The organism is Vibrio sp. YT-19(2023) (assembly GCF_033337395.1).
The window spans coordinates 1-602 of record NZ_JAWOQN010000753.1 but is presented as its reverse complement, the minus strand read 5'-3'; the positions used below and the strand labels follow the sequence as shown (position 1 = coordinate 602).

Annotated in this window: 1 protein-coding gene; it reads right to left on the bottom strand. The window is 44.4% G+C overall.

The features are described from left to right. Positions 1–190: 190 nt before the first annotated feature. Positions 191–602, bottom strand: a 412-nt coding sequence (locus tag R7E78_RS28275) for a thymidylate synthase (protein ID WP_318058900.1), incomplete at its 5' end; no start/stop codon positions are given.

The window sequence follows — 602 nt, the reverse complement described above, 5'->3', positions numbered from 1 at the left end:
GATCCGTTCTCTCGTTAATAAAGGGATTTTCACTCAACCGAAGTTCATTAGCCCTGCACTATCGACTCCGAAGCAAACTAACCCGATTCATCGCTATATCGTTAGCGCATTGAAGTAACGAAACTCAAACGCATCGCAAAAGCAAAAAAGCTCCATTCGGAGCTTTTTGTAGTATCAAGAACCAGCGTGATTACACTGAGAATGGATAACGAATTGGATCGTGGTGTTCGTACCCTTCTACCCAAAAGTCATCCAGTGTCACCCAAGTTTCCAAATCTTCTAGAGATTTAATCTCCGGATTGATATGGAATGTTGGGGCTTGTAACGGTTCACGCTTCAACTGAACATCACGCATCAACTCAAGCTGATCTTCATAAATGTGCGCGTTAACGATTTTATGGAATGCCTGGCCTGGCTTCTTGCCCGTAATTTGCGCCATGATCGCTAAGAACACATAAACTTGAACCATGTTGAAGTTCAATCCAAGCGGCACATCGCACGAACGCTGTGTACTGTTGAGATACAAAGTGTCATCCAGTAGCGAGAAATGATGACTGTACATACAAGGTCGCAAGCACCCCATATGGAACTCACCAGGGTTG